Origin of the sequence: Paenibacillus sp. FSL W8-0439, assembly GCF_038008995.1 — a bacterium.
GTDB lineage: Bacteria > Bacillota > Bacilli > Paenibacillales > Paenibacillaceae > Paenibacillus > Paenibacillus polymyxa.
Window position 1 is genome coordinate 2,254,822 of record NZ_JBBPAK010000001.1, and the last position, 21,429, is coordinate 2,276,250.

A 21,429-nucleotide genomic window follows, 5' to 3' on the forward strand; every position below is an offset into this window, starting at 1 on the left:
GCGTGTATGCTCTTTTATACCCGTTCATAGACCCTAGCAATCAGCAGAGACTTTTATTCCCAGCCTAGAATGTGATATAAAAAGAATAGTGTGTTAAGGAGGGAAAACCGATGGATGAACATATGAAGCGTCGTCTGGATAAGCAAAAGCAGTTGTTTAAACAACTGGGCATTCAGCTGGACGCGCTCTCCATTCATGAGAAACAGTTCAAAAATAAAATGCGCGGCTATGATCCGGATGAGGTGGATGCCTTTCTGGATGAAGTAATCAAGGATTATGAACGCTTTTATGCGAATATAGCCGACCTGATGGACAAGTGGCAGGAGCAGCAGGCAACCATACGTGATTTGAAAAGTGCACCCAAGCCTGCCACCGACTTTAATGCACTTGACCGACGTCAACTGGAGGATATCATTAAGCAGTTGGAATATAGTGTGCGCCAATTAAAAGTGAGAGTACGCCCTGAAAATGACTATTTTCCGGAGTAAGGAATAGTTAGCACTGTGTCGTTGCCTCTATTGTGGTATGATGGAAACATGCATTTTACCAAACAATTAATGAGGCACACATATAAAGGTGGTTAACATGAGTACCCATTTTTCCGTTAGTATCCATTGTCTGCTTCTTCTTGCCGAAGGGGCACCCGAGCGAATGACTTCGTCACTTATTGCTTCCAGCATCAATACCAACCCGGTAGTTGTAAGAAGAATTATGAGCCGACTTAAGCAAGCGGGTCTGGTGGATTCGTCACCAGGAGCGCGCGGCTTTCGTCTAAGCATGTCGAGTTCAAACATTAATCTGAAAATGATCTATGAAGCGACCAAGGATGAAGGTCCGTTGTTTGCCATTCATACTGACAGCAATCACAATTGCGAGGTTGGCAGGAACATAGACGCTTTGTTGGATGGTTTATACACCGTGGCAGAGCAGAAAATCCAGGCGTTTTTCGAGACCGTTACGTTGCGAGATCTGGAGCAGGCGCTCCAACAGCGGGTTGGGCAACAAAGTTCATCCGTGTGAAGACGCTGGTAAGGAGAAATTGATATGAAAATCATCGTACTTTCAGACACTCATATGCCACACAGAAGCAAAACGCTGCCTAGTCGGCTTGTGCAGGAGTTAAAAGGCAGTGACCTCATTCTCCATGCCGGAGACTGGACGGATTGGTTCGTATATGAACGTCTAGCTGAATTTGCGCCTGTGAAGGGCATTGCCGGAAACAATGATGGAACCGACATCGTGGAGCGTCTAGGCTATCAACGAATCGTTGAAGTCCAAGGCAAGCGGCTCGGCATGGTTCATGGTCACGGCTGGCGCGGCTCAACAGAAAATATCGCACTGAATACATTTAAGGGAGAAACATTGGATTGCCTGATTTATGGACATTCGCATATTCCTGTGGTCAAAAAGATAGATGATCTGCTTGTCCTTAATCCGGGGTCTCCGACGGACAAGCGCGGTGAAGACGAATACTCATTTATCGTGCTGACGATTGAAGACGGGCAGTTGGAAGCACAGCTTGTTCTTTATCCAGATAAACATTGATATAAAACCAACAACTGTTGATTAAAGGGGAAGCTATGGCTATTTTTGATTTAGAACCAATGAAGCATCATGTCTTGATCTGCAATGGAGGCACATGTATGCGACATGAAGGCGAAGAAGTTACACAAGCAATTCGGGATGAAATTCGTAAACAACATGCAGAAGCCTATATTCATACGACCAGAACTCGTTGTAATGGGCGCTGTCATGATGCTGCGGTTGTGATCGTATATCCGCAAGGAGACTGGTATGGTCAAATGACCCCCGCCTCAGGTACAGAGCTGGTGCAGAAGCTCGTAGCGGGAGAGAAGCTGGAACCTCATCTTTTTCATGAGTGTACACGTAAATCCAGCTCGGAATAACCCAGTCAACGATCTACAAGAGCATGAGTAGAGAAAATCTTTCGGAGATTTTCTCTTTTTTGCGTTTAATCCCCAACCTGAAAGGTAAAAGTATACTGTGGATACCAATCCGATAGGGAGGGAAGAAAGATGAACCCATTTGAAGATAAGCTACACGGTGAGAATGAGCAAAAAAGCCAGACGGGGAAAGAGACAACGGAATCTAAACATCAGGAACAGCCGATTAATCGTGATCATGCAGAGCAGTATCCGACAGATCAGGAAAGCTTGTTCGACCGTTTTGAAATCGAGCAGACGGTAGATGCCATTCCCGTAGAGGATTTAAAGATGGAAAGACAAGAGGAGAGAGACAAGGATGTAACCAAGCACACCTCTTCTAGTGAGAAAAAATATAATGGCGGCGTATAATTTTCGACTAACTGGTAATATTTAAAAAGAAATCTCTTGACTTTAAGATATATACGATGTATATTAAGTTACGAAAAGTAATTAATTTTTCTCAGGAGGTAACAAAATGACTAAAGACTTCTTCACAGCTCTGAAAGACAGACGCTCCTATTATGGCATTAGCAAAGAACAAGTAATTTCTGACCAACGGATTCAAGAGATCGTAGAGGAAGCTGTGAAGTACACACCTACCTCTTTCAATTCCCAAACTTCACGCGCTGTAGTGTTGCTCGGAGAGCATCATGACAAACTGTGGAATATTACAGAAGATATTTTGCGGGAAGTGGTAGGCAATGAAGAACAATTCAAATCTACTGCTGAGAAAATGAACGGTTTCCGCAGCGGTTACGGAACGGTCTTGTTCTTTGAAGACAACAACGTGGTAGCTGGTCTGCAACAACAATTCGAAGCGTATGCGGACAATTTCCCAATCTGGGCCAATCAATCTAACGGTATGCTGCAACTGGTTGTATGGACGGCTCTGGAGCAAGCAGGATTGGGCGCATCTCTTCAGCACTATAATCCTTTGATCGACGAAAAAGTGAAAAATGAATGGAACATTCCTGAGCATTGGAAACTGATTGCTGAAATGCCATTTGGTAAACCGACATTCCAACCAGGTGATAAGGAATTCCAGCCGATTGAGGAACGCGTAAAAACATTTAAGTAAGGGTTTTGCGGATTTTCGTATAACCTATAACCAATATCCAATAAAAAAAACCGCCGCCGGCGGTTTTTTTTATTGGATATTCATGCTCACCTTTTTACTTTCATATAGTACAGCCTGCCAATTCATTTAAGCGGAAATCCGGGCAAGCCTCACCGCCTTCGGCACTCACCCGAATATCTACTAAGATTCATACCGGTACGTTAAGGGGCGAAAATTCGCCCTTTCGGGATCGACTCTTATGCGGCAGTCAAAATGGGCTACTGCAAGTCCAAGCGGCTGGAATTTCACCAAACGGTTATGAACAACAAATCATAGAAGTAAGTGAGACGATAAACGAAAAGGAGGAACTGGAAGAATTGATGCAGAGGGTGATTGATGCTCACTATGAATCAAAAAAGATTTTTTATAATCTTTTGAGCCAAATACTCAATTCTCGGCATCATGACTTCATCATCGACAGCTGAAATTTTTTCGGGTTTAAATAACTGAATTTTCTTTAATTGATAATAATCATATAAAATTTGTTGAATGGTTATTTGGTTTGTCATTAAATATTTGACATTAAACAGACTTCGAAGAAGTTCATCCTGCATGATTAGCAGCTTGCCATTGATATTATAAAAAATGCCTTTTCGAACGCCTTCTTCATAGAAAGTCAATACTTGCTGTTCTCGCTGCTTCATGGCTTCATTCAATCGATCATAAGAATCTGGATAACTATTTTCGAGTTCATTTAAGAAAACATCTGTAAAGTATTCGACAAGCAAGACAGATTGTTCAAATATTTGTTGGAATCGAATACCAAAATTTTGATCTGAATCTAAAGAATTTGAAGTCAGTTCATTCATGTAATCTACAAAACCATCCACGATGTATAAGATTATTTCTTCTTTAGTTGAGAAGTATTTATATAAAGTCGCTCTGCTAATCTCCATCACTTTTGCGATTTCATCCATTCGAGCAGATTGAAGGTCATTTTTTCGAAAGTAAGGAAGGATTTTTGTAATAAGCTTATTTCGCGTCTCATTCATTTTATCACAATTGTTAATTTTGCTACTCAAATCATAAACCCCCATGTTCATTGTAATCTGAATATATAATTATACCCTAAATCCATAATAACAGATACATCACATATTATTTTGATTAAATAGACGTTTTTTATATAAAGTGTTTAATTTATATACTTTGTGTGGTAAGATGAATGGGCAGTTAACTACTTAAAGTGAGGATGATTTAAATGAAAACGCAGAAACTTGGCCATAGTGATCTTGTTGTTTCTTCTATTGGATTGGGTATGATGGGAATGTCTCCGGGTATTTATGGAACCATAAATGATGAAGAGTCTATTAAAACGATACATCGAGCTTTAGATCTTGGAATAACGTTGTTTGATACCGCTGATACGTATGGCAAAGGACATAATGAGGAACTTTTAGGCAAAGCACTGAAGGGGCGCAGAGAGCAGGCGATTGTCGCTACTAAGTTTTCATTTGGACCTGATTGGGAGTTTATCGGGGGACATCCTGATTACATTAAAAAAGCAATCGATGAAAGCTTACGGCGTCTTGATATTGATTATATCGACCTCTATTATCAGCATCGAGTCGATCCTGATATCCCAATCGAAGAGACGGTTGGTGCTATGGCTGGTCTAGTTAAAGCAGGAAAAGTACGTTATCTTGGTCTTTCTGAAGCCGGCGCATCTACGATTCGCCGAGCACATGCGGTACATCCAATCTCCGCATTACAATCGGAATATTCTCTTTGGAGTCGGGACATTGAAGAGGAGATTCTTCCTACCATTAAAGAACTGGGAATTACTTTTGTAGCTTACAGTCCTCTAAGCAGGGGATTCATCACCGGCGAACTTCGAAAATTTGAGGATCTTGATGATAATGATTTTCGTAGATATCTACCTCGTTTTCAAGGTGATAACTTTCAGAAAAACGTTGATATAGTAGACAAGCTTAGTGAAATTGCTAAAGAGAAAAACTGTACTGTCCCACAATTAGCGCTAGCCTGGACAATGGCCAATGGCGCGTTGCCAATTCCAGGTACGAAACGCCGAAAATATCTAGAACAAAACGCATGTGCTGTTGACATTCAGCTTACTTCTGAAGATTTAGCCCGTATTGATGCTGTTAGTCCAACAGCATATGGTGAACGTATGCCTGAGCAAGGAATGAAACAAGTTAATTTATAAGAAGATATTGACACCATATCATTTAATTTAATAGAAAGGCGTGAATCTTTTGAAGAAAAGAATGCTAGGCAAAAGCGGCTTGGAGGTTTCGGCACTTGGACTAGGCTGCATGGGTATGTCCGATTTCTACAGTGGTCGTGACAAAACAGAATCGATCCGTACACTGCACGGTTCTATCGAACTGGGTATAAATTTTCTGGACACGGCGGATATGTATGGCGTAGGTGATAACGAAGAGCTCATCGGCAAAGCCTTGAAAGGGCTGCGTAGCAAAGTCATTCTGGGAACAAAATTCGGAGTTGTGCGAAGCGATGACGGTGCAAATCTTGGCGTGAATGGTCGTCCCGAATATGTTAAAGCGGCTTGCGACGCCAGTCTTCGCCGACTTGGCACAGACTATATCGATTTGTACTATCAACATCGGATCGATCCTGATACTCCTATTGAAGAAACGGTTGGTGCCATGTCCGAACTGGTACGTGAGGGCAAAGTCCGTCATATTGGGTTGTCTGAGGCCTCCGTGGCAACTATTCGGCGCGCACATGCGGTACATCCCATTACTGCTTTGCAGTCGGAGTATTCGCTCTGGAGTCGCGATGTAGAAGATGACATTTTGGCAGTATGTCGCGAGCTCGGGATTGGTTTTGTCGCCTTCAGTCCGCTCGGGTACGGATTTCTAACAGGTCAAATCCAAAAGTTCGAAGACCTAGCGGAAGACGATGCCAGAAGGTTCTCGCCCCGTTTTCAGGGGGAGAATTTCATCAAAAATCTGAATCTCGTAAAGCTTATTGAAGAAATAGCCACCGAGAAAGGCATTAAGCCCTCCCAATTGGCATTAGCTTGGCTAATGGCACAAGGAAACGACATTGTTCCAATTCCAGGAACGAAACGTAGAAAGTACTTGGAGGAAAATGCCAGTGCTACAGAAATAATGCTTACACAAGAAGATTTGAAGCGAATCGATGAAGCAGTTCCTAAGGGAGCTGCATTCGGAGCTGCTCATCTGGATATGAGCGCTCTTGATGCTTAATCTTACTGTTCACAAACAATTGGTAATATTGGGATGAGCTATAATAGAAAGTATGACCATTATCAAGCCCAAGGGGCCTGTTAATGGTTTATAACTTCTTAACTCTAGAGTTTGAGAAAGAGCTATAGCAGAGATATTAAAAGGTATTGGCCATTTTTATAAACAATGATCACAATAGTATAATGATTCAGATTCGACCTGAGAACAGCACTGCAGATAATCCTCAGTGCTGTTTGCCATTCCATTTTTTAAGGAGTGTGACCTTTGGAATACATAGAGCACGAGGTTAATTCATCCGTAAGTGGGTGATATTATGTTTGAAATTGGATGAGAAGTTTACATAAGTGTGATTGCTTTTTTTGCAGATGTTTAGCATTTGCGCGTATTTGAAGGAGGAATTAGGACATGAACTACGATTGCATTATTGTCGGTGGGGGAATTGCCGGATTGCAAGCAGCCATTCAATTGGGCAGATACAGCAGTCATCGGGTGCTGGTGATCGATTCGGGCTATGGTCGATCTACGCTGTGCCATCAGTATCATAATATTTTGGGCTTTCCTGATGGGATTTCTGGTGAAGAGCTACGACGGCTTGGACGTAGTGAAGCCACGAGGCTAGGCACTGAATTTGTTGATGGTAAGGCGATAAAAGCGACCAAGAGAGATGAGCTTTTTGACATTGAAATGGAGACAGGGTCAGTTTATACGTCAAAAACGCTGTTATTGGCCACAGGGCTGACGGACCGTTTTCCAAAGCTGGAAGGGCTACAAGCCTGCTTGGGCAACAGTGTATATGTGTGCCCGGACTGTGACGGGTATGAGGTCCAGGATCGCAGTACAGTCGTCATGGGGGCGGGCAAAGCGGGAGCTTCCATGGCCTTGATTTTGTCGGCACGTACCGATCACCTTGTCTATGTCAATCATGAGCGTTCAGAAGTACCGGACGAGCTGATCGTGAAGCTGCGGGAAAAAGGGATTGAATATAAGGAAGCAACCATTTCTGAGATTATCACGGGACAACCGGGCTGTTTTGAAGGAGTGCGGCTGGCTGATGGACAAGTGGTTCGAGCAGAGCGGGGCTTCTTAGCCTTTGGAAGCAACCATGTTCATTCAGAGCTGGCGGAGCAACTGGGTGTGCATCTGCTGCATAACAAGCATATTGAGACGCATCCCCGCAGCAAAATGACAAACGTGGAAAATGTTTGGGTGGCCGGAGACTTAGGGGCTCATGCCGAGCAAGCGACGGTTGCAATGGGAGAAGGAGCTATGTCAGCGATCTGGATACACAAGGTATTATCTGGTATGAAAACAAAAATACCGCAACTCTGAGAGCTGCGGTCTAGAACGATGGGCGTGTACTTGGTTGAAGATGAGGCTCGAAGCGTCTTAGTTGATCGCTCATGCCATACTTGCGTAAAATTTCCGTCTGTTTGTTACCGATGAGATCAAAATGAGGATAGGGCTGACGCTGATGTATATACTGGGGGTCCAATCCGTTGAGCTTGCACCATGAGCGTAGCTTATTCAAGTCAGAACAGCCCACCTTGGTGACAGTTGTAATGCCTGGAAAGCGGTCATCCAGCCAATAATGCGTTAGAAAAGCAATCTCGCCACGGCTGACCTCTCTTTTCCAGGTCAGTAGTTCCTGTCGGGTGATGCCAAATGCCATCGGTCTCATCCTTTCCTGGCTCATTACTGAAATCATGAGCTATTGCGTGGTTGTCCCATTATTTTCGTCCTATTGCTTGTATTATGATCCACATGGAGTAACACAATAACAGGAGAGCGTGTTTGGCGATCTCCTGTTAGCGGTTAGAGCCATCTTTCGGCCCAGCTCTCCACACCATTCAATGCATCACCTAGCTCTTTACCCTTACGTGTCAGCGAATATTCGGTACGCACAGGCCGCTCTGTGATGACATTGCGAAGGATTAGGCCGGAAAGCTCTAGTTCCTTGATGCGCTCGTTGAGCATGCGTTTGCTAAGATCAGGTATGGAGACTTGAATTTCACTAAATCGTTTGGGATGTTCCATCAAAGTATGAATGATGAGAGCGGTCCATTTTTTGCTGATGATCTGAAAGGACTGTTCCACCTTACCGCACAAAAGCTTAGGCTGCCTGTCGTCGCTCATCTGAATCCCCTCAATTTCATTGTTGTTTTAAACAGTATACTAAAAGTAACTCTGTATACCAATAGTAACTATAATGCATTGTATCAACTGTGACAATTTTAACAGTTTTTTCTCTTTCCTATCGTCAATCATACCACAGAAAACGTTATCATTACAGGATATATCGAATGTTCACGATTTCGCTAAAATTTGATTGACTTGCCCCTTATTTTGGGTGTATTATGGGTTACGTTAATTCCTCAGGTAACTTTTAATAACCTCATCTTTTATAATGGGAAGAAGGAATATTTCATGGATTCAATGACATTTGTCTTATTTGGAGCGACAGGGGATTTGGCCAAACGCAAAATTTACCCTGCCTTGTATAATTTGTTTGTAGAAGGTAAAATTCCGGCTTCCTTTTCTGTAATTGGGATGGGGCGTCGTGAAGTGGCAGACGAGCAATTTCAAAGTAATGTAGAGCAATCCATTAAGGATTTTTCCAGACATGTGAATGAAGACCGTGCACAGATGGATCAGTTCTTAAGTGCTTTCCGTTACAGCGCATTGAACGTTAACCACCCGGAAGATTATAAAAAGCTGCTACAGCTTGCTGAGCAACGTGAAAATGACTTGGGAATTCCGGGGAACCGCATGTTTTATTTATCGGTGGCACCGGAATTTTTTGATGTGATTGCCCACAATATTCGGGAAAGTGGTTTAGCTGAAACGAAGGGTTGGAAACGACTCATTATTGAAAAACCATTTGGGCATGATTTGGAATCGGCACGTGAGCTGAATGATCGCCTGAGCAGAACTTTTGCTGAGGATGAGATTTATCGTATTGACCATTACTTAGGTAAGCCCATGGTTCAAAACCTGGAAGCCTTGAAATTTGCTAATCCATTGCTTCAAGGGATATGGAACAACCAGTACATTGCCAATGTGCAAATTACCGCATCTGAGACTGTAGGTGTAGAGGAGCGAGCAGGATACTACGATCACTCCGGTGCTATTCGTGATATGGTACAAAATCACATGCTGCAGGTGCTGATGATGACGGCGATGGACAAACCGGGACATATCACAGCTGACCAGGTGCGGGACGAGAAAAGTAAGGTGATGGACGCGCTTCGTGCCCTCGATCCTTCCGATATTAAATCCAACGTAGTTAGAGGACAATATACCGAAGGTGAAATCAACGGAAAAGCAGTTCCATCCTACAAAGAAGAGCCGGACATCGGACCTGATTCGCAAAATGATACGTTCATTTCAGCTCGTCTTTGGATTGATAATGAACAATGGTCGGGTGTGCCGTTCTATATTCGTACTGGCAAACGCATGAAAGAAAAATCCACTCGTATCGTCGTGGAATTTAAAAAGGACAACACAGATCCTTATGCTGCTCAAGGGCAGCCTACAGACCCGAACTTGCTGATCATCCATGTTAACCCGGATGAAAAAGTAACACTTCGTTTGAACAGTAGAGATCCGCTGAACAATGGCCAGCTGGAGACGATTCTGATGAATTATCATTCCGAGGCCAAGGATGTTCCAGAAGCCTATGAACGCCTCATCTATGATGCGCTGCGCGGTGATTCCACCTTTTTTGCTCATTGGAACGAAGTGGAGCTTTCATGGGTGTGGGTTCAACCAGTACTGGAAGCTTTTGCCCGTGGTGAAGTTCCGCTTCACACGTATGCGGCAGGCTCTTACGGTCCAGAAGCTTCAGATCAATTGTTGGAAGAACAAGGCTTTACATGGTGGTTGGACGAAAAGTCCGAAAGCTCTGAAAAAGCAGTCGTTCGTGCTTAACCCAACATAAAAAAAGTGTATACAAAATATATATTTGCTACGGCAGGAGGCCTTTATAATGCAAGTAGGATTAATTGGTTTGGGAAAAATGGGCTTGAATCTTGGAAAAAACCTGATCGATCATAAGCATGAAGTTGTGGCTTATGACGTCAACGCAGCTGCAATCCAAGAAATGAAGGAATATGGAGCTAAGGGTGCTTCTACTTTGGAAGAGCTTGTGCAAGCAACTCAATCCCCTAGAGTGCTGTGGATTATGGTTCCTCACCAAATTGTTGATTCTGTACTGGATCAGCTTCAACCGATGTTGTCCAAAGGAGATATCATTATCGAAGGCGGAAACTCTCATTACAAAGAGTCCATTGCTCGCCATGCCCGTCTGAAAGAATATGGTATTAGCTTCATGGATGCAGGAACTTCTGGCGGTATGGAAGGCGCGCGCAACGGTGCTTGTTATATGATCGGTGGCGATCCAGAAGCTTGGGCAGTTGTTGAGCCTATTTTCCGCGATACAGCGGTGGAAAATGGATATCTGTATGCAGGTAAATCCGGTAGCGGACATTTTCTGAAAATGGTTCACAATGGTGTGGAATACGGCATGATGGCATCCATCGGTGAAGGCTTTGAAGTGCTGGAGAAAAGTAACTTTGACTTTGATTACGAACAAGTAGCGCGTGTGTGGAACAACGGTTCCGTTATCCGCTCTTGGCTGATGGGCTTGACAGAACGCGCATTTTCCAAAGATGCAAACCTGGAGGAAATCCGTGGGGTTATGCACTCTTCCGGCGAAGGTAAATGGACAGTTGAGGAAGCACTGGATCTTCAGGCAGCAACTCCGGTCATTGCCTTGTCCTTGCTGATGCGCTACCGTTCGCTGGATGCCGATACATTCAACGGAAAAGTAGTTGCTGCACTGCGCAATGAATTTGGCGGCCACGCTGTAGAGAAGAAGTAATAACGATATAAGTTAGTATCTATCCCCGTAGCTTCATGACTGCGGGGATATTGCTATATGTTTTTGAGTATCAGATTTTTGTAAAATTCTTCCTTATGCATATTTTTCCTTGTATATCCGCACAATAGGTAAAAAAAGGCGGAGGGATGAATTGCATATGTGCAAAAGATTTTCGTTATCGGCAGATTTGGATGAGGTCAGGGATCATTTTGGTATACAACGTGTCATGTATTATTATAAAACACGTTATAACATGAGTCCCACCCAGCATGTTCCAATCGTGCTGCATCAGGATGGAGAACGGGTGCTTGATGAATTTCGCTGGGGATTTATTCCCTATTGGGGCAAGGATTGTGTCAATGCAGACCTGAATACCGTTCGGGTAAATCCCAGTTATCGCAAGATGGCGGAAACCCGTCGCTGTATTATTCCGTGCAATGGATTTTATTATTGGCGAAAATTAGGAAAACGCATGTGTGCCGTCCGAGTGGTATTGCCGGAACAGAAAATGTTTGCGGTCGCGGGGCTATATGAGATATGGCAGGATAGCCGAAAGGAACCGTTACGCACCTGTACGATGATGACGGTTCAAGCTAATACGGATATACGTGAATTTGACAGCCGTATGCCCGCTATTTTGGAAGTAGACCAAATAGATTCATGGCTAGATCCGTCGCTCCAGAACATTGATGAGTTGCTGCCTTTATTGCGCACGTATGAGCAAGGTGATATGAGCATCTATCCGGTGACCCCGCTGGTGGCCAATGATGAACATGATAGTCGTGAATGCATTCAGGAAATGGATTTGCAGTGGTCCTGGATTAAACCTTAAATGTATGTTTGAAGATTTGTGTCTAATATTGATCATAAGCTTCCCGCCACCTGCATAGGTATGTAGTGGGGAACAAGCGTCATAATCCGGGGAGAGGGGAAACGGCCGAAGGAGTATCTCATATGGGATGGAGGCGATTGGAATGAGTAACGATACACTCATCCAGCTGCTGGTGCTCATGGTGACGATCATCGGTCTGGTCCAAAACCGGTAAGTGGCAGGTTCCAGAAGGCGGGAGAATTGCCGTAGGCAATCTTCCGTTTTTTTCTGCGTTAAAATGCTCGCGGATTGAGGAAGCTTGCGGTACAATAGAGTCTGGACTACAGGTGACAAGACACCTGAATATACGTCTACATACGATGCATTTTTAAGGGAGAGCGGATCATGAGTGAATTAACTTCATTACCACCAGCCAAAAAAAGGAAATTGCTGTTTAGTGCAGGACTTAGCTGGCTGTTTGATGCTATGGATGTGGGGCTGCTCTCATTTATAGTTGCAGCATTGGCTAAGGAGTGGCATCTCGGATCAGAGCAGATTGGTCTGCTGACTGCAATGAATTCGATAGGAATGGTATTTGGGGCTGCTTTGGCAGGGATTTTGGCAGATCGTTACGGCAGACGCGCTATATTAGTGTGGACACTGTTGATCTTTTCCATTGCCAGTGGCTTGTCTGCTTTGGCTACAGGCCTCGGTATGCTGCTGGTGCTGCGTTTTATTGCTGGCGCAGGCTTAGGTGGAGAATTGCCTGTTGCTTCGACACTGGTGTCAGAATCAGTGCCTGTGAAAGAACGAGGGAGAGCGGTTGTGCTGCTGGAAAGCTTCTGGGCGGCAGGTTGGATTCTTTCGGCTCTTATTGCCTATTTTGTTATTCCGAAATATGGTTGGCAGCTTGCCTTTATTCTCGGCGCAGTACCTGCCCTGTACGCTCTTTATTTGCGCAGAGCTATTGAGGATTCACCGCGATACAAACAGCAAAGCGTCAAACTTCCGTTACGTGCACGCTTGGCTGCGATTTGGTCAGGACCCCATCGCAAGTCTACGCTAATGCTGTGGATTTTATGGTTTACAGTTGTATTTTCATACTATGGCATGTTCCTGTGGCTGCCAAGCATAATGTTTATGAAAGGGTTTGAGCTGGTTAAAAGCTTTGAGTATGTCCTAATCATGACACTTGCACAATTACCAGGTTATTTTACCGCTGCCTATCTGATTGAAAAGCTGGGTCGCAAATTTGTACTAATTATCTACTTGTTGCTCACAGCAGTGTCCGCTATTTGGTTTGGAACTTCGGAAACGGCAGGGATGCTGCTGGCTGCTGGTATCTGCTTGTCCTTCTTTAATCTCGGTGCATGGGGCGCCATGTATGCTTATACCCCGGAGCTATACCCAACGTCTGCCCGTTCTACCGGTGTGGGTATGGCAGCTGCATTTGGCCGTATTGGGGGCGTAATCGGGCCTTTTGTGGTTGGTATACTCGTAGGACAAGGCATAGCGTTACCATCTATCTTTGCGATTTTCTTCGTAGCGATCCTGATCGGAGCAGTTGCTGTATGGTTGCTGGGTACCGAAACTAAAAATCAGGAGATTGACTAACCTTTACATTCACCTGTGTAAAGATTCATAATACAAGAGAGAGGAGTGACCTGAAATGGAGCATACCTTTCTGCTCAAGGCAGACTGGAACGGGGGGCGCAACAGCGACGGGCGTATTGAGGCCGGACAGTTGCAAACAGCGATTTCGATTCCGGCTGAGATGGGAGGCCCTGGTGTGGGCACCAATCCGGATGAAATGCTGCTCGGTGCAGCTGCTACCTGCTATCTGATTACTTTGGCGGCGATGATGGAGCGTGCCAGTCTCCCGGTGGTATCACTGGCACTGGAATCGGAAGGGATCGTCGATGTAACGAACAACATTTTTACATATCGCCGAATCGTGCATCGTCCGCGAGTTCTATTGTCCGTCGATGCAGCAGAATCACAAATCGAACAAGCATTGCGCCTTGCAGAGCAGGCTGAAACCTCATGCATGATCTCGCGTGCCGTAGCAGGAAATGTAGCATTGTCTACAGAGCCTGTGGTGGAGCGCGCCTCTTAAAGCAATATCTGTAACAGGAGCAATCATTCCAATTGCCCATCATTTTTTTAATCCAAGGAGGACACAACCATGACAGCACAACAAAAATTGCTCGTATTCGCAGGCTCTTACGCCGAATTGGAAGGTAACGGAGTTTATTCGTATACTTTTAATGAACAGACAGGAGCCCTGACACTACAGGATGAGTTCTCCGGCTTAAAAAATCCTACATTCCTAAATGTGGACGTTAAAAATCGGAAGCTGTATTCTATTGGCGAGACAACTTCCGCTGCAGGAGCGAAGGTAGGCGAAGCCTCTGCTTTTGAAATTGACCCGGTTAAAGGCACATTTACATTGCTAAATCGTGCGGAAAACGTAGGCTCCACAACTTGTCATATTCAGCGTGATCCATCCGATCGTTACCTGATTGTGGTCAGCTACCACGGAGGTATGGTAGGGCTGGTCTCTCTGACTGAGGACGGACGTATCGGTGAGTTGCTGGATGTTAAACAGCACGAGGGCAAAGGAGCGCATCCTGAGCGTCAGGATCGTCCACATCCACATTCCAGCTTCTTTAGCCCGGACGGCCGCTTCCTGTTCGTACAAGATCTTGGACTGGATCTGATCCGTATTTATACCATTGATGACAACAAGGGGCAACTGGTGCTGCACGGTGAAACAAAAACCCATGCAGGTGCAGGTCCACGTCACTTGACGTTCCACCCGAACAGTAAATTTGCTTTTGTTATTAACGAAGTGGATTCTTCCATTACTTCTTTCGCATATGATGCAGAAGCTGGTAAGCTTACTGAGCTGGAGAGTGTACCGACATTGCCGTCTGACTTTACTGGCGAAAACACAACTGCAGAAATTGCGATCTCACAGGATGGAGCTTATCTTTACGGTTCCAACCGTGGACATGATAGCATCGTAGTGTACGCTGTAGACGCTGCAACAGGCAAGCTGAGTCTAGTGGAGCATGTATCTGCTGAAGGCGAGCATCCGCGTCATTTTGCTTTGACACCTAATGGTGATTATATGCTCGTGGCTAACCGCGACACCAACAATATTGTTACCTTCAAAGTGGACAAGGCAAGCGGTCGCTTGACTTACACAGGACAACAAGTAACTGTGTCCAAGCCTGTATGCGTACAGCCTTTTTACTTTTCCGTGTAAAAATAGGGCAAAAACATCAGAATTATTGAAGTAACGGTATGCGGCTCGTGACCGCTACGAGAAACGGACCAAACATAAAAATTTATTAGTAGAAACGGCTTGTAGGATAACTGCAGCCGTTTTTATTTTATACCCAGTCGTTCCAAATAGATCATTACCCACGGAAGTAATATAAAGTTTTAAGATCATAAATAAAATACGAATAATCTCGGTGGGAAAAGGGTACATATGTTATAAGCGGAACAGTTATCCCTTTTGCAATTTAGGACAAGCACTGTGGCTCCCATATATAAGGGTTGGAGCTTTGAAACGAAAAGATATATTTTAGTCTGAGTATTGGTATCAGTTTGTTAGATCGTTGTTGTTTTGGATAAATTCATGAAAGATGATAATGGCAAGGATAAGCTGAGTAACGAAGCGGGCAGTTGGATTTGGAGTAGCGATCGGAGAAACCATCTGTTTGCGCAGTGGGCTACACATTGCACGCATTCTTGAGGAGGATGGGATTCATATGAAAATAATCATTACACAAAAGGAAGCCGCCGACAAAGGAATCTGGACAGAGATTATGGGGATGTTTGCTGTAACCAAAGAGGACGAGGTATGGCAAAATGAAGAGTTTATTCTCACCGAGGAACAGGCACGTCAGGTGGGATTACTAAAATAACAAAGGTAAATTAGGACATGTCATCAAGTTTTAAGACCAAGTCTTAAAAAATCGTAACTTATTTTTTATGTATCTGATACACTTTTTAACCGTTCAAAGTTTATGATAGGTACACAAGGGTAATGAAGCTTACAGACACCGTGTACATACCCAAACGGCAAGGAGAGATCAGACATGATGAAATTAGCTTCGAAATGGACCGTATTGACTTTGATGATGATGCTGATTACGACGGCAGGGGCAACAGCGCAAGGCTACACACCTGTAGCAGCTGCTGAAAATCAGGAGACCGTATATATAAACCAAATGGACATTCGCGATGGACAAATTTATTTGTCAGCAGACCCGATTGAATGGTACGAAGGCGCAGCAGCAGACAAAGCATTTGTGGAGCATGAAGGAAATACAGGATTGGATGGAGCGCCGGATGGCTACTACATCGTAAACAATTCCGTACAAAATGACGTGTATCAGGTTGCACCAGATGCTACGGTAGAGGTGCAGATTTATGACCACACAGGGAATATAGAAGACACAGACGTGCAATGGAACGAATCCATCCCTTTGGCACAGTTTGAGAAGGATTTTGCTAAAAAGGATGTTCTGGACCTCAGCCAATTTCCATACCATGTTACGCTTCGTGACGGTAAGGTTGTAAAAATCGTGCAGCAGTTCATTCCTTAAATAGAGGTAAGCTCATACAGACACGTGCTTCTTACTTGATCACAGATCAGGGGAGCACGTGTTTTTGTATTTTGTAGCAAAAAAAAGAGGATTTCCATCCCATCAAGGGTGCGGACATCCTCTTTTCTTCATATATATAATTAGAACGATTTTGCTGCGTCTACTGCACGTTGTACGGCAGAAGCAACGATCTCTTGTGCTTGGTCAGGAGCTTGGTTATGCCCTTCCAGTACAACCTTCACAATGTCTTTAACACCGAAGAAGGTTAAGATGTTGCTCATGAAGTTCAAAGACATTTCAGCAGCAGCAGCAGGCCCTTCGGAATAAACGCCGCCTCTTGCATTCAACAGGGCTACTTTAGTGTCAGTTACAAGACCTACAGGACCTTCAGCAGTGTATTTGAATGTTTTACCAGCTTGGTTCAGGTAGTCAATGTATGTGTGCAGTACAGCTGGAATCGTCATATTCCAGAGCGGGAAAGCAAATACGACTTTGTCTGCTGCCAAGAATTGATCCAGGTAACCATTAGCGATGTTTGCCAGGCGAGCTTCTTCTGCGTTCAACTCCATGCCTCTTGCGGATTTGAACGTGCCGTTGATCATGTTAGCGTTCAGATAAGGAAGCTCGACGGAGAACAGGTCCAGTTCAGTGATTTCATCAGATGGGTGGGAAGACTTGTAGCTTTCCACGAATGCGTTATACAATTTAACTGTTGCAGATTCTTCAGCTGTACGATCATTAGCTTTGACAAATAATACTTTAGACATGATTTATTTCCCCCTAAGTAAGTTGAATAAGTAAGTTTAGTTAGTAAGTTACCACGTAATATTACAATATAAAGATAATATCTGTCAACACTTCTATATTAAATTTACTTTGAAAAGCTGCTTTATTTTTTACACTGTGAAATTTACGTGTTTCTTTTGCAAAATATCAGTTTTGCGGTAAAATTTAAATGTAAAGTCTAATGAAGAGTGTGCTTGGATAGGCGAGGAAGGAAATGAACATGGTGCCATCAAGATTTAACACCATAGTTGAACGAAAAAAGGTGAGTAGCTTGAAGATAGGTTTTTTTGATTCGGGATTGGGTGGAATTACAGTATTGTCTGAGGCGCTAAGACGTTTGCCAAACGAAAATTTTGTTTACATGGCGGATACGCTTCATGTTCCTTATGGAACGAAAACACCCCAAGAGGTGCTTGGTTATGTCAAGGCTTCGGTGCAAACGATTCTAAAAGAGGATATTAAGGCATTGGTGATTGCCTGCAATACGGCTACAAGTATCGCGGTGGCGGAGCTAAGGAAGGAATATAAATTTCCGATTATCGGAATGGAACCAGCCGTGAAGCCAGCGGTCGAGATGAACCGAGCCAATGGTAAAAGAGTTCTGGTGCTGGCGACACCGTTGACATTAAAACAATCCGGTTATGCGGCACTAGTATCCAGAGTTGACGATCACGGAAGTGTGGACTCATTGCCTTTGCCGGAGCTCGTACAATATTGCGAACAGTTGAATTTTGACCGTACGGAATTGTTCAATTATTTTAACCATAAGCTGTCTTCGTTTAACTTAGACGTCTATGGTACGGTCGTATTGGGATGTACACATTATCCATTTTATAAGGAAATTTTGAGAGAACTGCTGCCTTCTCATATTCAGCTCATTGATGGGAGCCAGGGAACGGTCAAACGCTTGAAACAGGTGCTGTCCGAGCGTAATTTACTGGCAGCTCCGTTGACAACGGGCCAATTGCAGGAGGGACATGTCACTTTTCTATGTACCAGTCAGGATAAGGCCTATGTCCATAAGATGGAGCGGGCGCTTGAAATCTATGCGGAGCATGAAAAAATATATTTGTAAGAAAAGAATGGCTGGCGAACAGGTGGGCTAGATTAGCAATCCGAAGCGCCAGCCGCATTATTTGTCGTATTATTTATGGATCAGATGCATAGGGAGGTTTTACATGGACATTCAATTTATCCTGAATGAGCTGTATGAAGCAGGCGTGCTTGAAAGCCATATGCAAAATCTCAAACCGCTGACTGGCGGAACTTCGAGTGAAGTGGTTGTTGTCATGGACGGTACCAGACCACGATATGTCATTAAGCAAAATGATCCCGCGATTGTAAAAGCCGAGGCAGAATTTTTGCTAACCTATGCACAGATTGAGAAGCTATCTCGAGTGATTTATGTAGATTCGCTGCATCGTTATTTGGTATATGCGTTCAAGCCAGGGTTCACTAGACAATATAGTGAAAGAAATAAGGGTGATTTGCTGCTCAGTCTGGCGACAGAGGTCATTGCACACTACAAATCCCTTCGAGAGGAACGCAAGTATGGTTATTCGGATCATCCGTTTGTGGAATGGAGAGAGTTTTTGCTCCACAGAACAAAAGAATCCGAAAAGATTATACAAGACGTCTTACCCTCAGAAAATCATCGGTTCATCCATACTCTTGTGGCCGGATCACCGCAGCGGAATATTAAATATTTGCTTCATGGCGATTTCGGAGTACATAATTTTGTGTTTGCCGAAGATGGTACATTGACAGGTATTATTGACCCTGATCCAGTGGTGGGAGAACCTCTGTATGATTTGATATATGCCTTTTGTTCTTCACCGGATAGGCTGACCATCGATACCATTTTGCCGGCAGTAGAGAAGCTTAGTCCAGAGATGACAGGGGAATATGAGCTGAACAGGGAAGTGCTACAGGGATTATACTTTCGTATAGCTACCTGCATTCGCCATCATCCGGAAGATCTAGACCAATATACAGAAGCATGAAATTACTGGCTGAACAGGGTTCGCTGAAAGGAATAGGAAGCATGAGCATACAAGGATGGAATCACATTTGCTTTTCGGTGTCTAATTTGGATAAGTCTATACAATTCTATCAGAATGTACTAGATGGAAAATTGCTCGTTAAAGGACGCAAGCTGGCTTATCTGGATTGCCTGGGAATGTGGTTGGCTCTCAATGTGGAAGAGGATATTCCGAGAAATGAAATTCATCATTCCTACACGCATATTGCATTTTCAGTAGCGGAAGCGGATTTTGAAAGTATGCTAAACAAGCTGAAAACTCTTAATGTCCCTATTCTGCCCGGACGGGAGCGAAATGAACAGGATAAAAGATCAGTCTATTTTACAGATCCAGACGGACACAAGTTCGAATTCCACACAGGACAATTGCAGGACCGCTTGGAATATTATAAAAATGATAAAAAACATATGACTTTTTACGAATAAGTAAGCGTTATCAAAAAATGTATGAGTAAATTTGGATTTACATACGGAAGCGGGAGGAATACAGAAGTATGTCATTGTCGCAGGAAAGTGGCTCCAAGCAAGCGCAGGCCGTTAAAACGATGACGGTTTTCGCGATTACTTGGCCGATCTTCATAGAAATGCTATTTCATATTTTGATGGGTAGCGTGGATACGTTCATGCTTAGCCATGTTTCAGATGAGGTTGTATCGGCTGTTGGTGTATCCAGACAGTTAATTGAATTTACGATTATACTCTTCAATCTGCTTGGTCTTGGAGTAGGTGTGATCATTGCTCAGTTATTAGGTGCGCAAAAGCATGTGGACGCAAGCCGTGTTACCGCATCGGCACTAACCTTTAATCTGGTATTTGGCCTGGCGCTGAGTTTGATGTTTATCGTGAGCCGGGATTTTTTACTATCCTTCTATCATATTACTCCGACCATTAAGGAAAATGCAGAAATCTATATGATGCTGGCAGGGGGTTCGCTTTTTTTGGAAGCCCTTATGCTAACCGCAGGGCCGGTCATTCGCTCGCATGGTTTTACCAAAGATACGATGATCGTAGGCATCGGCATGAATATATTGCATGTTGTGGGAAATGCATTGCTCATATACGGCTGGTTTGGTCTGCCGCAAATGGGAGTGGCGGGAGCAGCGATTTCAACGGTTATTAGCCGCGTCGTCGCATGTGTGTGGATTTTTATCCTGCTGTACAAACGTGTAAGTGCGCCGATTCGTATCCAATATTATGTACAGCTTCAATGGAGCAAGCTGGTGGCGATCCTTAAAATTGGGATTCCTGCCGGACTAGAATGGCTTTCTTATCAGCTTAGTCAAATGATGGTGACCCGATTTGTCAGCTTTATGGGTACAACAGCGATTGCAACTCATTTCTATACGAATACGATTGTGTATTTTTTTATGGTATTTGGGATGGCCGTCGGCGAGGGAACCGAAATTATTGTGGCTCGCCTGATTGGAGCAGGAGACAAGGAAAAAGCATATCATCAACTTTTGCGAAGCCTGAAATGGTCACTAGTCATTACGATTGCTGTGATCGTGGCTGTATCCTTTTTCCGATATGAAGTGATGGCGATCTTTACGGACGAGCCAGCGATCATTCAATTAGGGGCAGCGATTTTGTTGTTCTGTATATTGCTGGAGCCGGGCCGTGTGTTCAATCACGTGGTCATTAACTCTCTGCGAGCAGCAGGAGATGTTCAGTTCCCCTTAATGATGGCCATTATTTCAATGTGGGGGATCAAAATCCCGCTAGCATATGTGCTAGGCATTCATATGGGATATGGTGTGCTGGGTGTGTGGATAGCACATGCATGCGATGAATGGGTACGAGGTATTTTTCACTATTTACGCTGGAAAGGCCGGAAATGGCAGCACAAATCGCTGCTATCTAAGGCTGAGCTACAAGCGGAATCAATCTAAGGCTCATAGAGGGACTAGAGCAGACATTTCCCAATTGATTTGGTTGATGTCTGTTTTTTTTTTGCAAAAATAAGCAAATTGGGATGTTCAAACTTTTCAAAAATTGCTAGAATATAGTAACCTCGAATGCAGTAGAGGTTT

The 21,429-nt window shown here is 44.0% G+C and carries 25 protein-coding genes; 21 read left to right on the forward strand and 4 right to left on the reverse strand.

Features of this window, described 5'->3' with window-relative positions; all coding sequences use genetic code 11:
• Window positions 1-110: 110 nt before the first annotated feature.
• From MKX36_RS10005 to MKX36_RS10030, 6 genes are all read left to right on the forward strand, one after another.
• Window positions 111-488 carry a DivIVA domain-containing protein gene (locus MKX36_RS10005; protein ID WP_016821045.1) on the forward strand — a complete coding sequence of 126 codons (378 nt, stop codon included), beginning with the start codon at window positions 111-113 and terminating at the stop codon, window positions 486-488.
• 97 nt (window positions 489-585) lie between these two features.
• Window positions 586-1,020, forward strand: coding sequence for an Rrf2 family transcriptional regulator (locus tag MKX36_RS10010; RefSeq protein WP_013310015.1), 435 nt, complete (start codon window positions 586-588; stop codon window positions 1,018-1,020).
• A gap of 24 nt (window positions 1,021-1,044) precedes the next feature.
• Window positions 1,045-1,545 carry a metallophosphoesterase family protein gene (locus MKX36_RS10015; RefSeq protein WP_340864589.1) on the forward strand — a complete coding sequence of 167 codons (501 nt, stop codon included), beginning with the start codon at window positions 1,045-1,047 and terminating at the stop codon, window positions 1,543-1,545.
• 35 nt (window positions 1,546-1,580) lie between these two features.
• Window positions 1,581-1,907, forward strand: a complete 327-nt coding sequence (locus MKX36_RS10020; RefSeq protein WP_017428329.1) for a (2Fe-2S) ferredoxin domain-containing protein — start codon at window positions 1,581-1,583, stop codon at window positions 1,905-1,907.
• Window positions 1,908-2,036: 129 nt separating this feature from the next.
• Window positions 2,037-2,315, forward strand: coding sequence for a hypothetical protein (locus tag MKX36_RS10025; RefSeq protein WP_025364693.1), 279 nt, complete (start codon window positions 2,037-2,039; stop codon window positions 2,313-2,315).
• Between the two features lie 106 nt (window positions 2,316-2,421).
• Entirely contained in the window at window positions 2,422-3,024 is a 603-nt protein-coding gene (locus tag MKX36_RS10030; RefSeq protein WP_340864590.1) for a nitroreductase family protein, read from the forward strand.
• Window positions 3,025-3,413: 389 nt separating this feature from the next.
• Here MKX36_RS10030 and MKX36_RS10035 read toward each other — a convergent pair whose 3' ends face one another.
• The gene (locus MKX36_RS10035) at window positions 3,414-4,085 is read right to left on the reverse strand and encodes a TetR/AcrR family transcriptional regulator (RefSeq protein WP_243208200.1); all 672 of its coding nucleotides are present in this window, start codon (window positions 4,083-4,085) and stop codon (window positions 3,414-3,416) included.
• A 179-nt stretch (window positions 4,086-4,264) separates the two neighbouring features.
• Here MKX36_RS10035 and MKX36_RS10040 point away from each other — a divergent pair, with 179 nt between their 5' ends.
• From MKX36_RS10040 to MKX36_RS10050, 3 genes are all read left to right on the forward strand, one after another.
• Window positions 4,265-5,230, forward strand: coding sequence for an aldo/keto reductase (locus MKX36_RS10040; RefSeq protein ID WP_330721395.1), 966 nt, complete (start codon window positions 4,265-4,267; stop codon window positions 5,228-5,230).
• 49 nt (window positions 5,231-5,279) lie between these two features.
• Window positions 5,280-6,260 carry an aldo/keto reductase gene (locus MKX36_RS10045; RefSeq protein ID WP_107734197.1) on the forward strand — a complete coding sequence of 327 codons (981 nt, stop codon included), beginning with the start codon at window positions 5,280-5,282 and terminating at the stop codon, window positions 6,258-6,260.
• Between the two features lie 405 nt (window positions 6,261-6,665).
• A complete protein-coding gene (locus MKX36_RS10050; RefSeq protein WP_167440913.1) occupies window positions 6,666-7,589 on the forward strand; it encodes an NAD(P)/FAD-dependent oxidoreductase in 924 nt (307 codons plus the stop codon).
• 10 nt (window positions 7,590-7,599) lie between these two features.
• On the opposite strand, the gene MKX36_RS10055 is transcribed toward MKX36_RS10050, so the two are convergent.
• On the reverse strand, window positions 7,600-7,929 hold the full coding sequence (locus MKX36_RS10055; protein ID WP_250247184.1) for a hypothetical protein: 330 nt from the start codon (window positions 7,927-7,929) through the stop codon (window positions 7,600-7,602).
• Between the two features lie 143 nt (window positions 7,930-8,072).
• A complete protein-coding gene (locus tag MKX36_RS10060; RefSeq protein ID WP_014599691.1) occupies window positions 8,073-8,393 on the reverse strand; it encodes a winged helix-turn-helix transcriptional regulator in 321 nt (106 codons plus the stop codon).
• Window positions 8,394-8,684: 291 nt separating this feature from the next.
• Here MKX36_RS10060 and zwf point away from each other — a divergent pair, with 291 nt between their 5' ends.
• The 8 genes from zwf (at window position 8,685) to MKX36_RS10100 (ending at window position 16,572) form a co-directional block, all read left to right on the forward strand.
• Complete coding sequence (zwf, locus tag MKX36_RS10065) at window positions 8,685-10,187, forward strand: glucose-6-phosphate dehydrogenase (RefSeq protein ID WP_017428334.1); 1,503 nt, start codon at window positions 8,685-8,687, stop codon at window positions 10,185-10,187.
• A gap of 58 nt (window positions 10,188-10,245) precedes the next feature.
• Window positions 10,246-11,139, forward strand: coding sequence for a phosphogluconate dehydrogenase (NAD(+)-dependent, decarboxylating) (gnd, locus tag MKX36_RS10070; RefSeq protein WP_044785625.1), 894 nt, complete (start codon window positions 10,246-10,248; stop codon window positions 11,137-11,139).
• A gap of 157 nt (window positions 11,140-11,296) precedes the next feature.
• Entirely contained in the window at window positions 11,297-11,971 is a 675-nt protein-coding gene (locus MKX36_RS10075; RefSeq protein ID WP_017428335.1) for an SOS response-associated peptidase, read from the forward strand.
• Between the two features lie 384 nt (window positions 11,972-12,355).
• A complete protein-coding gene (locus tag MKX36_RS10080) occupies window positions 12,356-13,564 on the forward strand; it encodes an MFS transporter (protein ID WP_017428336.1) in 1,209 nt (402 codons plus the stop codon).
• Between the two features lie 55 nt (window positions 13,565-13,619).
• The gene (locus tag MKX36_RS10085; protein WP_025364698.1) at window positions 13,620-14,066 is read left to right on the forward strand and encodes an OsmC family protein; all 447 of its coding nucleotides are present in this window, start codon (window positions 13,620-13,622) and stop codon (window positions 14,064-14,066) included.
• Between the two features lie 69 nt (window positions 14,067-14,135).
• Window positions 14,136-15,221 (forward strand): lactonase family protein, encoded by a 1,086-nt coding sequence (locus tag MKX36_RS10090; RefSeq protein WP_340864591.1) that lies wholly within the window; start codon window positions 14,136-14,138, stop codon window positions 15,219-15,221.
• A gap of 511 nt (window positions 15,222-15,732) precedes the next feature.
• Window positions 15,733-15,888 (forward strand): hypothetical protein, encoded by a 156-nt coding sequence (locus tag MKX36_RS10095; protein WP_013370850.1) that lies wholly within the window; start codon window positions 15,733-15,735, stop codon window positions 15,886-15,888.
• A gap of 174 nt (window positions 15,889-16,062) precedes the next feature.
• Window positions 16,063-16,572 carry a hypothetical protein gene (locus MKX36_RS10100; RefSeq protein WP_017428339.1) on the forward strand — a complete coding sequence of 170 codons (510 nt, stop codon included), beginning with the start codon at window positions 16,063-16,065 and terminating at the stop codon, window positions 16,570-16,572.
• Between the two features lie 140 nt (window positions 16,573-16,712).
• On the opposite strand, the gene MKX36_RS10105 is transcribed toward MKX36_RS10100, so the two are convergent.
• A complete protein-coding gene (locus MKX36_RS10105; protein ID WP_016821060.1) occupies window positions 16,713-17,339 on the reverse strand; it encodes an FMN-dependent NADH-azoreductase in 627 nt (208 codons plus the stop codon).
• 239 nt (window positions 17,340-17,578) lie between these two features.
• Here MKX36_RS10105 and murI point away from each other — a divergent pair, with 239 nt between their 5' ends.
• The 4 genes from murI to MKX36_RS10125 all read left to right on the forward strand — a co-directional run bounded on the left by murI (window position 17,579) and on the right by MKX36_RS10125 (window position 21,288).
• Complete coding sequence (gene murI, locus MKX36_RS10110) at window positions 17,579-18,433, forward strand: glutamate racemase (RefSeq protein ID WP_045243833.1); 855 nt, start codon at window positions 17,579-17,581, stop codon at window positions 18,431-18,433.
• A 103-nt stretch (window positions 18,434-18,536) separates the two neighbouring features.
• Window positions 18,537-19,361, forward strand: coding sequence for an aminoglycoside phosphotransferase family protein (locus MKX36_RS10115; protein WP_340864592.1), 825 nt, complete (start codon window positions 18,537-18,539; stop codon window positions 19,359-19,361).
• A 41-nt stretch (window positions 19,362-19,402) separates the two neighbouring features.
• Window positions 19,403-19,825, forward strand: a complete 423-nt coding sequence (gene fosB / locus MKX36_RS10120; protein WP_167440917.1) for a metallothiol transferase FosB — start codon at window positions 19,403-19,405, stop codon at window positions 19,823-19,825.
• A 68-nt stretch (window positions 19,826-19,893) separates the two neighbouring features.
• The gene (locus MKX36_RS10125; protein WP_019687056.1) at window positions 19,894-21,288 is read left to right on the forward strand and encodes an MATE family efflux transporter; all 1,395 of its coding nucleotides are present in this window, start codon (window positions 19,894-19,896) and stop codon (window positions 21,286-21,288) included.
• The last annotated feature ends 141 nt before the right edge of the window (window positions 21,289-21,429 follow it).